The 13,351-nt window shown below is 60.7% G+C and carries 10 protein-coding genes; 4 read left to right on the top strand and 6 right to left on the bottom strand.

Annotated elements, in window-relative coordinates; genetic code table 11:
- Positions 1-59: 59 nt before the first annotated feature.
- The 3 genes from ACYVI2_RS04210 to ACYVI2_RS04220 form a co-directional block, all read right to left on the bottom strand.
- Entirely contained in the window at positions 60-1,391 is a 1,332-nt protein-coding gene (locus ACYVI2_RS04210; RefSeq protein ID WP_415821560.1) for an extracellular solute-binding protein, read from the bottom strand.
- Positions 1,388-2,653, bottom strand: a complete 1,266-nt coding sequence (locus tag ACYVI2_RS04215) for a D-amino acid dehydrogenase (protein ID WP_415821561.1) — start codon at positions 2,651-2,653, stop codon at positions 1,388-1,390. Before ACYVI2_RS04215 ends, ACYVI2_RS04210 begins: the two co-directional genes overlap by 4 nt.
- A 206-nt stretch (positions 2,654-2,859) precedes the next feature.
- Positions 2,860-3,906, bottom strand: coding sequence for a CDP-6-deoxy-delta-3,4-glucoseen reductase (locus ACYVI2_RS04220; RefSeq protein ID WP_415821562.1), 1,047 nt, complete (start codon positions 3,904-3,906; stop codon positions 2,860-2,862).
- Positions 3,907-4,111: 205 nt separating this feature from the next.
- Here ACYVI2_RS04220 and sugE point away from each other — a divergent pair, with 205 nt between their 5' ends.
- Positions 4,112-4,426 carry a quaternary ammonium compound efflux SMR transporter SugE gene (gene sugE / locus ACYVI2_RS04225; protein WP_415821571.1) on the top strand — a complete coding sequence of 105 codons (315 nt, stop codon included), beginning with the start codon at positions 4,112-4,114 and terminating at the stop codon, positions 4,424-4,426.
- Here the strand turns inward: sugE and ACYVI2_RS04230 are convergent.
- Entirely contained in the window at positions 4,423-5,361 is a 939-nt protein-coding gene (locus ACYVI2_RS04230) for a dihydrodipicolinate synthase family protein (RefSeq protein ID WP_415821563.1), read from the bottom strand. The genes sugE and ACYVI2_RS04230 overlap by 4 nt on opposite strands.
- A gap of 169 nt (positions 5,362-5,530) precedes the next feature.
- Here ACYVI2_RS04230 and ACYVI2_RS04235 point away from each other — a divergent pair, with 169 nt between their 5' ends.
- Entirely contained in the window at positions 5,531-6,433 is a 903-nt protein-coding gene (locus ACYVI2_RS04235; RefSeq protein WP_415821564.1) for a LysR substrate-binding domain-containing protein, read from the top strand.
- Between the two features lie 126 nt (positions 6,434-6,559).
- On the opposite strand, the gene parC is transcribed toward ACYVI2_RS04235, so the two are convergent.
- The gene (gene parC, locus ACYVI2_RS04240; protein WP_415821565.1) at positions 6,560-8,878 is read right to left on the bottom strand and encodes a DNA topoisomerase IV subunit A; all 2,319 of its coding nucleotides are present in this window, start codon (positions 8,876-8,878) and stop codon (positions 6,560-6,562) included.
- 160 nt (positions 8,879-9,038) lie between these two features.
- On the bottom strand, positions 9,039-11,000 hold the full coding sequence (locus ACYVI2_RS04245) for a DNA topoisomerase IV subunit B (protein WP_415821566.1): 1,962 nt from the start codon (positions 10,998-11,000) through the stop codon (positions 9,039-9,041).
- Between the two features lie 310 nt (positions 11,001-11,310).
- Between ACYVI2_RS04245 and trxA the strand changes: the two genes are divergently transcribed.
- Together trxA and rho are read left to right on the top strand one after the other, a co-directional pair.
- Positions 11,311-11,637 (top strand): thioredoxin TrxA, encoded by a 327-nt coding sequence (gene trxA, locus ACYVI2_RS04250; protein WP_415821567.1) that lies wholly within the window; start codon positions 11,311-11,313, stop codon positions 11,635-11,637.
- Between the two features lie 118 nt (positions 11,638-11,755).
- Positions 11,756-13,012: a transcription termination factor Rho gene (gene rho / locus ACYVI2_RS04255; RefSeq protein WP_415808783.1), complete on the top strand. Its 1,257-nt coding sequence runs from the start codon at positions 11,756-11,758 to the stop codon at positions 13,010-13,012.
- Positions 13,013-13,351 lie beyond the last annotated feature (339 nt).

The following is a 13,351-nucleotide window of genomic DNA, read 5'->3' on the forward strand; positions in this document are numbered from 1 at the left end:
AGCAACGGCGCTCCCGACGCGCTGTGACGGCAAAAACGACTGCCGCCACGTGCCTCCGATTAACGTTGCTGCACGATTTTTCGTGCTTGATCCGAGGCGCTGTTCAGCGCAGCCACGGGAGGCGTTTTGCCCTCCAGTGCCTGGCTCAACTCGTTGCTCAAGACGGGCTCGACACGGTCATAGTTGGCCATACGGAAACCCCGGCTAGTTGCGCCCGCATCGCCTCTCATCGAATCTACGAGCGCTTTCGCGCCAGGGACTTTGTCGTAGAACGACACGTCAGCCGCACGCAATGCCGCGTCGGTCAAAGGCAGATAACCGGTTTGCTGATGCCACTCGGCCGCATTGACCGGCTTGGACAGCCAGGCCAGGAACTGTGCTGTTGCTTTTTCCTGGTTTTGCGGACGGCCATCGATCGCCCACAACGCGGAACCGCTGACAAAAGGACGTCCGGCGCTGGGCGTCGCCTGCGGATAGTACGGCAACGGCGCGACCCCGAACGAGAGGTTGCGCGTATGCATGAACGTACCGGCCGAACCGGATCCCGACATCAGCACGCCGCATTTACCTTGGGCGAACAATGCATCGCTTTGGGTGCCTTCAGAGTGCGCAGTGAGCAGGAACGAGCGCTTCCAGCTGACCATCAACGAGATATGACGCATGTACAAGGTATCGAACTTCAGCACGGGCACAGCTTTGCTGGCAGCCAGGCCGTTGTCGTTGGAGGTGTACAACTGCTTGTTGATGGGCGCCAGATTTTCCAGGTGAACCTGCACCTGATTGCTGGAGGCATACGGGCAATCCAGGTTGGCCACGTCACGGAGCTTGAGCAGGTCGCCTTGCAGGTCCGCCCAGGTGCGCGACGGATTGTTGGGATCCAGGCCGGCTTTTTTGTAGTAGCTCAGGTTGTAGAACATAACCGGGACTTCGGCCATCCACGGAAAGGCCAACAAGCGCCCCTTGCTGTCGCGGATAAAACTGGAGGTGGACGGCAGGAACCAGTTCAAGTCCTTGATCGGATACTTGGCCAGTAATTGATGCAAAGGCAAGATCGCCTTGTGCTCGGAGACCATCTCGGGCGAGCGGTTGTCCGCTAATTGCACGAGGTTGGGACCGGCCTTTTTCTTACTAGCCTCGGTGGCCGCAGCTTGCAGGGCTTTGGTATCCGGGAAGTCGCGCAATTCAACGACGACCTCGTCCTGCTCTTTGTTGTACTTCTTGGTGAGCTTTTCAAATTCGGCTTTGTTGGGGCCACTCAGGGTATGCCACACCTGAATCTCGACGCCAGCACCGTGCGCGGCTCCTGCGACCGCCATAGCTACGCTGAATACCAAGGTGCGCCGGTTGGCGCCCAATCCACGGGCCAAGCCCGCCAATTGCAGTGTCTTCATAGGTTTTGTAGACCAAGAAAAGGAAATTCAGGCTCTGGTTTACGTCCGCTGAGCAGATCGGCCAAAGCCCGACCCGAACCGACACCCATGGTCCAACCCAGCGTGCCATGGCCTGTATTCAGATACAGGTTGGAAATGCGGGTTCGGCCGATGAGCGGCACGTTCGAAGGGGTGGCCGGGCGCAAACCCGACCAATAGCTGACGCCCTCGAAATCGAGGGCGCCGGGAAACAATTCACGCGCCAGGCGCGTCAAGGCCTCGCAACGGCCCATATTCAGTGAACGGGAATAGCCGGACAACTCGGCCGTCCCCGCCATGCGCAGGCGATTGCCCAAGCGCGACACCACGACTTTGTGGCTGCTGTCGGTCAGGCTGACAGACGGCGCACGGGCCGGATCCACGACGTCGAACGTCGCCGAATAGCCTTTGGCCGGATACACATTGCACGGCACACCCAAGGGCCGCAGCAGGCGCGGGCTGAAGCTGCCCATCGCGACGACATAGGCGTCCGCCGCAATGCGGGCATAGCGGCCATCGGACTGGATGACTTCCAGGCTTTGTACCTGGCCGCCTTCGGTGATCAGTCGGGTCGCGCTGGTCTCGAAACGGAATTCGACACCTGCGGCTTCACATTTGTGAGCCAGGCTCGTGGCAAACAAGTGCACGTCGCCGCTTTCGTCTTCCGGGGTGTAGTCGCCGCCGACGATCGTCGCCCGGCAGGACGCCAGCGCGGGTTCGATGGCAACCACCTCATCAGCGGTGACGACACGGCGCTCGACACCGAAATCGCGCATCAACCCCGCAGCCTTTTGCGAGGTTTCGAACTCGCGTTGATCCCGATAGAAATTGAGAATGCCGCGCTCCAGGTGGTCGTAGGAAATCCCTAGCTCAGCGCGCATGCCCTGCAAGGTGCTGCGGCTATATTCGGCCAGGCGCACCATGGCACGGATATTGGGGGCCAACCGCCCCGGCAGGCATTCACGCAGAAAGGCCAAGGCCCAGACCCATTGCCGCCAATCGAGTTGGGGACGGAACAGCAGCGGCGCATCGTCCTGAAACATCCATTTCAGCAGTTTCAGTGGTGCTTGGGGGTTGGCCCAGGGCTCGGCGTACGACACCGAGATCTGTCCACCATTGGCCAGGCTGGTTTCCTGCGCTGCGCCGGGGCGACGATCAATCACCACGACGTCATGGCCGGCCTGGTTCAGCCACCAGGCGCTGGAAATGCCAATAATGCCGCTACCCAAAACCACAACTCTCATGCGCGACTTGCTCCTTGCGCCGCTGGCCGCAGGGTCATGCCCCCTGCTGTCGCAGCTTGAATCCGATCAAAGTTTCGTGCCGCAGTGTACAGCGCCAGCGGACCCTCGCCTATGACATAAAAGCAGGGTCGGTATCTATTTACACCCAAAGGTTTCGGTGCGGCTTTTTAGCGACGGCCGTTGCTGGCATGAGCGGCATTGCTGTCTCAGCCTCCGGCGACGGCCAGATCCGCCTGCGAGGTGAACGCATCGGCGTAGAACTCCTCGGCCGGCAAGCCGCATTGAGCCGCAAACTCGCGGCGTGCTGCATCCACCATCGGAGGCGCGCCGCAGGCATACACCTGGTAGCCCGACAGGTCCGGCAGGTCCTGCATGACCGCCTCATGGACAAAGCCCGTGCGGCCCGTCCAGGCATCCTCGGGCAAACCGTCGGATACAACCGGAATGTAACGAAAATCCGGCAAGGTGTCGGCCCAGGACTGCGCCAATTCATTCATGTACAGGTCCTGGGGACGGCGACCGCCCCAGTACAGTGATACAGGACGTTGAATATTGTGATGCGCCATGTGCTCGACAATCGCCTTGACCGGTGCAAAGCCCGTGCCACTGGCCAACAGTACGATCGGCTTGTCGGAGTCTTCACGCAGGAAGAACGAGCCGAACGGCCCCTCCAGGCGCAGGATCTCACGGACTTTCATTTGCGTATCACCCGCGCCAAAGACGTGATCCGTAAACAGGCCTCCCGGCATATGGCGGATGTGCAGTTCCAGCGGACTGCCGGTATGCGGCGCGCTCGCCATGGAGTAACTGCGCCGCTTGCCGTCTTTCAGGATGATTTCGACGTATTGTCCAGCGTAATAGCGGAAAGGGTCGGCAGCAGGCAGTTGCAGACGCAGCACCGTCACATCCGGCGCGACCAGGGTCATTTCTTGTACACGTGCGGGTAGCTTGCGAATCTGGATGTCGCTGGCCAGCCTGACCTCGGTAGACTCAACAACCAGGTCCGATTGCGGGCGAGCCTGGCAAAACAGCGTATAGCCCTGGGACAGCTCCTCAGGAGAGAGGATCTGGGCGGGATACTCGCCGGCATCGACTTGGCCGGAGACGACCTTGCCTTTACAGGTAGAGCATGCGCCATTGCGGCAGCTATAAGGCAGCACGATACCGGCGGCCAAGGCGGCGTCCAGCACGGTCTGGCCGGCCTCGACGGAAAATTGATGCTGGCTGGGTTGAACAGTGACCTGGAAACTCATGTGTACGAATCTTTAGGAAAATGCGTGGCGCCGGCACCGTGACTGGGATAGAGGATCCCCTGCCACCCGGCGGTCAATTTGCTATTCTATAATCTTTGCTGCTCCGGGACGGCCCGGCGCAGCCGCCGGCGACCTGCCGGCCGCTTTCCTATCCGGGGACGGCCCCTGTGCCAGCATCTCGCTGGCTATTGAAAAGGGGCACATCATGGCCTGGATTATTCTTGTACTCGCGGGGCTTTTTGAGGTCGTTTGGGCCGTCGGCCTGAAATACACCGAGGGTTTTACCCGTCTCGTTCCCTCTGTCATCACCCTGATCGGCATGTTGATCAGTTTCTGGCTGCTCTCGCTCGCCATGAAAACGCTGCCACTGGGTACCGCCTATGCCATTTGGGTCGGCATAGGCGCGATCGGCGCATTCGTCGCCGGCCTGGTGCTGTTTCATGAGGCCGCGAGCCCCATGCGAGTGCTCAGCGTGCTCTTGATCGCGGCCGGCTTGATTGGGCTGAAACTGTCCAGTTAAGCGACGAGCTTTCCTGCACGAGGATCGTGGCGTGCCAGGCGCGTCAGCAGATGATCGACCTCGCTGCGCGCTGCAGGCGTCAGCGCGCCACCGGGACGGCGCTGTGCGGCGCTGGACAGGATGCCGCGCCGCATCATGACGTATTTGCGTACCGCCAGGCCGACGCCGGGCTGTTGCTCGTAACGCAGCAGCGGCAAGTGTGCGTCAAAAAGGTCGTGCGCCTCTTCTTTTTGGCCCTCGCCGATCATGCGGACAAAATCGCACAGCATGTCGGGAAAACAATAGCCCGTGTTGGCGCCGTCTGCACCGCGATTCATTTCGTAGTCCAGGAATAGGCCGTTATTGCCGCACAGGATCGAGATGTGACGCATGGCGCCCTCGGCCTCGTAGCGGCGCAGCGTGGAGATTTTCTCCAGCCCGGGCCAGTCCTCGTGCTTCAGCATCACGCATGAGGCCAGATCGTCCACGATACGCTTGATCACGCCAGGCGCCATCTGTACGGAAAAGGTCAGCGGATAGTCTTGCAGCACAAAGGGCACATCGTCGCCGATGGCTTCCACGGCCTGATGGTAGTAATTGACGATCTGGTCGTCGGTACGCAGGGTGTTGGGCGGCGCAATCATGACCCCCGCAGCACCGCGGTCCATGACTGCCCGTGTCAAAGAGCGCATCGAAGCAAAGCCCGGCGCGGACACGCCAACGACGATGGGGATGCCGGCGGATTTGCCGATGACCTGAGAGGCAATTTCCAGCGATTCGCTGAAATCCAGTTTGGGGGCTTCGCCCAGTTGGCCCAACACGGTCAGCCCGGTGGATCCGCAGCCATGATAGAAATCCATCATCCGATCGATAGAAGCATGGTCCACAGTCCCATCGTCAAAAAAAGGCGTGGGAGCGATGGGAAATACCCCGCGGGCATCGGCTGTCAGTTTCATTCGGTCATCCTCGACTATGCACATAGAATTTCCTGGCCATTGTGATACATGACAGCGAGGAATGAAAACCTGAAAATATTCAGGTATATCATTCGTTTTTTGAATGATCTTGTCGCCGCACACCTCAACGTAGCCATGTGGGGCACTAGGCCGCACACTCGCCGCAGCAATGAATCCACGCCGACTGACGCCTTCCATGTCGCTATTGCTGGCCTTTGAGGCCAGCGCCCGTCACTTGAGTTTCACCCGCGCGGCGACGGAATTGGCGTTGACACAAAGCGCGGTCAGCCGACAAGTACAGGCGCTGGAGGACTTGCTCGAGGTCTCGTTGTTTCGGCGCGAAAAGCGCCGTATCGCGTTGACGGAAGCCGGCGAGCTTTATCAACAGGAGGTGGCGGAGGCCCTGCAGCGCATCCGCAGCGCGTCACTGCAAGCGATTTCCTATCGATCCGGCCGAGGCGCCTTTCATCTGGCGGCACTGCCCACTTTCACCGCCAAATGGCTGATGCCGCGCCTGAATCGCTTTTATGCACGTCATCCGGGAATATTGGTGCATCTGCACTCGCGGGTGACGCGTTTCGACCTGGACTTGGCAGGCATCGATGCCGTCATTGCCGTGGGTGACGGAGATTGGCCTGGTCTGGTCCCGCATTTATTGATGACGGAAAAAGTGGTACCGGTCATCAGCCCTGCCCTGGCCGGCCAACCGCCGCGCAGCAATCCGGCGAACCTGGCCGATCATATGCTCCTGCAGGTCGCTGCCCGCCCCGCGATCTGGCGCCGATGGTTCGAAGCGCACGGCTTGCCCATCCGCACGATGCGCATGGGCGCGCAATTCGAACTCACGACTCATTTGATCCAGGCGGTGGCATCCGGCATTGGCGTTGGATTGCTGCCAACGTTTCTGGTTCAGGACGAGCTGGAACAAGGCGTGTTGGCGCCGGCCCTGGACGAGGAATTCAACACGGGGGCGGGCTATTATTTTTTAGCTTCGCCGGACAAACTCGCCACTCCGGCAGTGGCGGCGTTTCGGGATTGGCTGCTGGAGGAAAGCACACAGCCGCAGCGATAGTCGTCCAGTGATTTTTTGTACGCCGCACCGTCAGGGCCGGCCAGCGACAAAAAATTTGGGCTGCAATCCGAAACAGATCGCAGCCCAAATGACCGAGGACGCGTATCCCCTGATGGCTGACGTCGGCTAGAGCACTGGCGACAGCAACACCGGCAGCTTGGGCCGCACATCCAGCGCCCGGCCTTTGCGAGCGCGCTTGCCGATGTACGGCGCGAGCGTCGGGCCAACCAGGATGTCTTCGGTTTGCTTGTTGCGATACACGCCTGTTGCGCGCAACCCGCCTACCCCGACAGGTACAGCTTGTTCGAGTTTGTCTGCTGCGTCCAGGCCCATCAAGATGGTGCCGCGGCCACCACCCGACAGGGACTTGACCTCGTCCAACCCAAACACCAGGCACTTGCCTTTGGCCGACAACAATGCCAGTTGCTGAGCCCCGGCAAACAACGGGACCGGCCGCAACAACGCATCACCGTCTTCGAGCGTGATGAATTGCTTGCCCGCACGCTGACGCGAGGTCATATCGCTGAGCTTGGCTGCGAAACCAAAACCGCGTTGCGTGGCCAGCAGCCAGCGGCTATCTGAGGCCGCCGCGATGCTATGGACGATGCGCGTACCCGGCGACAGATCGATCATCGTGGTGACGGGCTGCCCGTCGCCTCTCGCCGAGGGCAAACCGGAAACTGCGACGGTATATACCCGGCCGTTGTCGCCCACCGCGATCAGCATATCCGTGGTGCGGCACTCAAAGGCGCCATACAGATCATCGCCCTGTTTGAAACCAAACTGCGAGGCATCATGGCCATGCCCCTGACGCGCGCGCAGCCAGCCTTTTTGCGACACAACGACCGTGACGGGCTCGTCCAGCACCTTGGTTTCCAGTACGGCGCGCTCGGCGGTTTCGATCAAGGTGCGGCGATCGTCGCCGTATTGCTTCGCGTCGGCCTCGATTTCCTTGATCAGCAGGCGCTTGAGCGAGGATGGGTTATCCAACAATTCTTGCAGCTTTGCCTGTTCGGCGCGTTTGTCAGTCAGCTCCTGCTCGATTTTGAAGCCCTCCAGACGCGCCAATTGCCGCAAGCGCATTTCGAGGATGTCTTCAGCCTGGCGTTCGGACAACGAGAAACGCTGCATCAACGCCGCCTTGGGCTCGTCGGATTCGCGGATCGTCTGAATGACCTCATCGACGTTCAGGTACACGACCATGCGGCCTTCGAGCACATGGATGCGATCGGTGACCTTGTCCAAGCGATGGCGGGTACGACGCACGACCGTGTCGGTGCGGAACGCCACCCACTCGGTCAAAATGTCGCGCAGTCCCTTTTGACGCGGCCGGCCATCGGTGCCGATGCACACCAGGTTGATCGGCACACTGCTTTCCATGCTGGTCTGCGCGAGCAGCGTATTGACGAACTCATCGCGATCCACGCGCGAGGTCTTGGGTTCGAACACCAGACGTACGGCGGCGTCCTTGCCGGACTCGTCGCGCACGGCGTCCAGCAAGTTCAGCATGACAGCCTTGGACTGCTGCTGGTCGGCCGTCAGGCTCTTTTTGCCGGACTTGACCTTCGGGTTCGTGAGCTCTTCGATTTCCTCGAGGACCTTCTGGCAGGACGTGCCGGGAGGCAGCTCATGCACGACCAGTTGCCACTGACCGCGCGCCATTTCCTCGAATTGCCAGCGCGCGCGCGCCTTGAGCGAGCCACGGCCACCCTGATAGATCTGCGCGATGTCGGCCGCCGGCGTGATGATTTGACCGCCACCGGCGAAATCGGGGCCCGGCACCATCGCGTGCAGCTCGGTGTCGGGCAGGCTCGGCTGCTTGATCAACGCGACACAAGCCTGCGCCACCTCGCGCAGATTGTGCGACGGGATTTCCGTGGCCATCCCCACGGCAATGCCCGAAGCGCCATTGAGCAGCATCACCGGCAAACGTGCCGGCAACATTTGCGGCTCTTGCTGGCTGCCGTCATAGTTCGGCGCGAAATCGACGGTGCCCTCGTCGAGCTCGTCGAGCAGCAGACGCGAAAACGGCGTCAAACGCGCTTCGGTATAACGCATCGCGGCGGCATTGTCGCCGTCGCGCGAACCAAAGTTGCCATGGCCATCGATCAGCGGATAGCGCAGCGAAAAGTCCTGCGCCATGCGCACCATGGCGTCATACGCCGCCTGGTCGCCGTGCGGGTGATATTTACCCAGCACATCGCCCACCACGCGCGCGGATTTGACGGGCTTGGCGCCTGGGCCCAAGCCCATGTCCTGCATGGCGAAAAGGATACGGCGCTGTACCGGCTTTTGCCCATCACCCACATCGGGCAAGGCGCGGCCCCGCACCACGGAAACGGCGTAGTCCAGATAGGCCTGCTCGGCATAGCGGCCCAGCGTGATGGCCTCATCGGCCCCGCCGGCGGCTTCATCAAACAAGCCAGGTTGATTGCTGTCAGTCATGTGTCGTCGAAATTGCTGTCAGGAAAAGCCTCCGCTGCGCTTACGCACTGGCTGCCCTTTGCAGGGCGGACTGTGCAGAGCACAGTCCAGGAGGCGTTCTTACCGGGTCGGCCAAGGCAGTGTTGATCCATGTTGGTCTGGCTGCCTGATCAGGCCAGAATCAAATATCGAGCTCAGCGAGATTACCCTTTTCCTCGATCCAGGCACGGCGTTGCGATGACTCGCCTTTACCCATCAGCATGTCGAACATGCTGGTGGTGTCCTCGGGGGTCAGCGCACCATAGCCCACAGGCAACAGGCGTCGCGTATCGGGATTCATCGTGGTTTCCCACAACTGCTCCGGATTCATTTCACCCAGCCCCTTGAATCGGCTGATGCTCCATGCACCCTCGCGCACGCCTTCTTTGAGGAGCTTGTCTTGTGCTGCCTCGAGCTCGCCCTGATCCAGGCAATAGATCTTGCGCGCGGGGCGCTTGCCTTGAGCGGGAACGTCCAGACGGAACAAAGGCGGCTTGGCTACGTACACGTGCCCCGCCTCGACCAGCTTGGGAAAATGGCGATAGAACAGGGTTAACAGCAGCACCTGAATGTGCGAGCCGTCCACGTCGGCATCTGACAAGATGCAGATGCGGCCATAACGCAGCCCCGACAAATCCGGCGAGTCATTCGGGCCGTGCGGATCCACCCCGATCGCCACGGAAATATCGTGGATCTCGTTATTGGCGAACAGCCGGTCGCGGTCGACTTCCCAGGAATTCAGGACCTTGCCGCGCAGCGGCAGGATGGCCTGGAATTCCTTGTCGCGCCCCATTTTGGCCGAGCCGCCAGCCGAGTCGCCCTCGACCAGGAACACCTCGGTACGAGTAGCATCAGAAGACTCGCAATCGGTCAGCTTGCCCGGCAACACCGCCACGCCCGAGCTCTTGCGCTTTTCGACTTTCTGCGCCGAACGCGCCCGAGCCTGGGCCTGACGGATCGCCAACTCGGCCAATTTTTTGCCGTATTCGACATTGCTGTGCAGCCAGAGGTCGAGCGCGCTTTTTGCAAAGCCGCCAACCAATCGCACCGCGTCGCGGCTGTTCAGGCGTTCTTTGATCTGGCCCTGGAATTGTGGATCGAGGACCTTGGCCGACAGCACGAAGCTGGCGCGCGAGAACACATCCTCCGGCAACAGCTTGACGCCCTTGGGCAGCAGACTGTGCAGCTCGGCAAACCCCTTGACCGCCGAGAACAGGCCCTCGCGCAGACCGGACTCGTGCGTGCCGCCTGCTGGCGTCGGAATCAGGTTGACGTAGGACTCGCGCACCGCATTGCCGTCCTCGGTCCAGGCCACGACCCACTGTGCGCCCTCGCCATCGGCAAAGCTCTCGTGATCGGCCCCGGCATACTGCTGGCCCTCGAAAAACGGCACCATCAGTTCCGAACCGGACAGCGCCTCGGCCAAGTAACCACGCAGACCATCGGTGTATTGCCAGACTTTGGTGTCGCCGGTTTTTTCGTTGATCAGCGTGACTTTCACGCCCGGCAGCAGTACAGCCTTGCTGCGCAGCAGGTGATTCAGCTCGCCCAGCGGGATCTGGGGGCTGTCGAAATATTTGCCGTCGGGCCAGACACGCACGCGGGTGCCGGACTTTTTGCGTCCTGCTTCCGGATACGGCGCCAAGGGCTCGGTCACATCGCCGCCCTGGAAAACCAGACGGTTGGTCGCGCCATCGCGCCAGACGACGACTTCGAGCCGCGTCGCCAGTGCGTTGGTGACGGACACCCCGACGCCATGCAGGCCGCCGGAAAAGGCATAAGCGCCCCCGCCCTGCTTGTCGAATTTGCCCCCGGCGTGCAGCCGGGTAAAGACCAATTCGACCACCGGCGCGTTTTCTTCGGGGTGCAGGCCGACGGGAATACCGCGTCCATCGTCCTCGACCGACACGCTGCCGTCGGCATGCAGGGTGACCTGGATCTGCTTGCCATAGCCGGCGAGCGCCTCATCAGCGGCGTTGTCGATGACCTCCTGCACGACGTGCAGGGGATTTTCGGTGCGGGTGTACATACCCGGACGCTGACGCACCGGCTCCAGTCCCTTCAGGACTCGGATGGAGGCTTCGGTGTAACGTGGTGTAGCCAAGTTATCCCCAAGATCTGTGGAAAAAAACCGACATTTTACGGATAAGTCTAGATTTTGCGCGGCCTTAGGTAGGATGCGCACGTCCTGACCAGTCCGAATTCGGTAGGATAAGTAGTTTGCAGGTCAAAGAATGACAGAATGGCAGTTTGCCAGTTTCTGAATTCCGTCGACCACGACGCAACATGCTACACAAAACTGGCAAACCCTGTTGTTTTCAACAGTGGTATGCTTAATGCCTCACCTACCTTTTAGTAGAACAAAAATGGCAGGGGCGTCTGACGCCCATCATGCCGCGGAACCGAGAATCACCATGAGCGAGCAAATCAAGAACGTCAGCGATGCAAGCTTCGATGCCGATGTGATCAAATCCGGTCAGCCGGTGCTGGTCGATTACTGGGCGGCCTGGTGTGGCCCCTGCAAGATGATCGCCCCTCTCCTGGAGGAAGTCGCCTCCGAGTACGCCGGCCGCCTGACGGTCGCCAAGCTGAACGTCGACGAAAACCAGGACACCGCCGCCAAATACGGCATCCGTGGCATTCCCACGTTGATGCTGTTCAAGGACGGTCAAGCCGCCGCCACGAAAGTCGGCGCCCTGTCGAAATCGCAATTAACTGCTTTCCTGGACGGCGCGTTGTAATACACTACGTGTTGTAAATCCGTGCGCCGGCCTGGTCGGCGCCCCGTCTGAGATTACCGCGCGGGCCCGTCCGTGGCCTGCCGCCAAGACCCTTCTCTACTATCCCCCTTTCACCGCGATGCACCTCAATGAACTGAAGGCGCTGCACGTTTCGCAGTTGCTGGAAATGGCCGCCGGCCTGGAAATCGAAAACGCCAACCGCTTGCGCAAGCAAGAGCTGATGTTCGCCATCATGAAACGGCGGGCCAAACAAGGCGAGCAGATCTTCGGCGACGGCGTACTGGAAGTCCTGCCCGACGGCTTTGGCTTTCTGCGTTCTCCCGAGACCTCCTACCTGGCCAGTACCGACGACATCTACATTTCGCCGTCGCAGATCCGCCGTTTCAACCTGCACACCGGCGACTCCATCGAGGGCGAGGTCCGCACCCCGAAAGACGGCGAGCGCTACTTTGCCCTGGTCAAGGTCGACAAGGTCAACGGCTCGGCTCCCGAAGCGATCAAGCATCGCATCATGTTCGAAAACCTGACGCCGCTGCACCCGAATCAGCCGATGCGTCTGGAACGCGACATCAAGAGCGAAGAAAACCTGACCGGCCGGATCATGGACATCTTTGCCCCGATCGGCAAAGGCCAACGCGGTCTGATCGTCGCCAGCCCCAAGTCGGGCAAGACGGTGATGATGCAGCACATCGCGCACGCCATCACCACGAACTACCCCGAAGCCGTCATGATCGTCCTGCTGGTCGACGAACGGCCCGAGGAAGTCACCGAGATGCAGCGCACAGTGCGCGGCGAAGTCGTCGCCTCGACCTTTGACGAGCCCGCCACCCGCCACGTGCAAGTCGCGGAAATGGTCATCGAAAAGGCCAAGCGCCTGGTCGAAATGAAAAAAGACGTGGTGATCCTGCTGGACTCCATTACCCGTCTGGCACGTGCCTACAACACCGTGGTGCCCGCTTCGGGCAAGGTCCTGACCGGCGGTGTCGATGCCAACGCCCTGCAACGCCCCAAACGTTTCTTCGGCGCTGCCCGCAACCTCGAAGAAGGTGGCTCGCTGACGATCCTGGGTACGGCACTGATCGAAACCGGCAGCCGCATGGACGAAGTCATCTACGAGGAATTCAAGGGCACCGGTAACTCCGAAGTCCACCTCGAGCGCCGTCTGGCCGAAAAACGCGTCTATCCCGCGATCAATCTGAACAAATCCGGCACCCGCCGCGAAGAACTGCTGATCAAGCCCGACCTGCTGCAAAAGGTCTGGGTATTGCGCAAATTCATCCACGACATGGACGAAATCCAATCGATGGAATTCATCCTGGACAAGATGCGCGCCACCAAGACCAACGCCGAGTTCTTCGACATGATGAAGAAATAAACCCGAGGCACCGGGGCTGCTCGTACGTTGATACGCGGCCCTGCCACAGGTCTATATCGGGCGCCTCTCGGGCGCTCGATTTTTTTACCGCCTGGCCGCCCCAAGATAAAAACGCCCCCTTGGGGGGCAGCAAGCCGAAGGCGCAGCGTGGGGGCTTTTTTTATCGCTGTTGGTGTTGTGGGCGTTTGCTGCTCTTGATTGTCTCTCTGAAGGCGTCCCTGCCGCGTGCCTGGGCGTGGCGCCGGGCCTATCGCACGGACTCGGCCCATGACCAGGGGCCTCGGTCCGCTTCGCGGACTAAATCCGTGCTCAACGGCCCGGCACCACGCCCAGGCACGC

Source organism: Bordetella tumbae (genome assembly GCF_054780995.1).

Bases quoted from the DNA above. Each gene is read 5' to 3' on its own strand.
- ACYVI2_RS04210 (WP_415821560.1), bottom strand. From the start codon at position 1,391: ATGAAGACACTGCAATTGGCGGGCTTGGCCCGTGGATTGGGCGCCAAC.
- ACYVI2_RS04215 (WP_415821561.1), bottom strand. From the start codon at position 2,653: ATGAGAGTTGTGGTTTTGGGTAGCGGCATTATTGGCATTTCCAGCGCC.
- ACYVI2_RS04220 (WP_415821562.1), bottom strand. From the start codon at position 3,906: ATGAGTTTCCAGGTCACTGTTCAACCCAGCCAGCATCAATTTTCCGTC.
- sugE (WP_415821571.1), top strand. From the start codon at position 4,112: ATGGCCTGGATTATTCTTGTACTCGCGGGGCTTTTTGAGGTCGTTTGG.
- ACYVI2_RS04230 (WP_415821563.1), bottom strand. From the start codon at position 5,361: ATGAAACTGACAGCCGATGCCCGCGGGGTATTTCCCATCGCTCCCACG.
- ACYVI2_RS04235 (WP_415821564.1), top strand. From the start codon at position 5,531: ATGAATCCACGCCGACTGACGCCTTCCATGTCGCTATTGCTGGCCTTT.
- parC (WP_415821565.1), bottom strand. From the start codon at position 8,878: ATGACTGACAGCAATCAACCTGGCTTGTTTGATGAAGCCGCCGGCGGG.
- trxA (WP_415821567.1), top strand. From the start codon at position 11,311: ATGAGCGAGCAAATCAAGAACGTCAGCGATGCAAGCTTCGATGCCGAT.
- rho (WP_415808783.1), top strand. From the start codon at position 11,756: ATGCACCTCAATGAACTGAAGGCGCTGCACGTTTCGCAGTTGCTGGAA.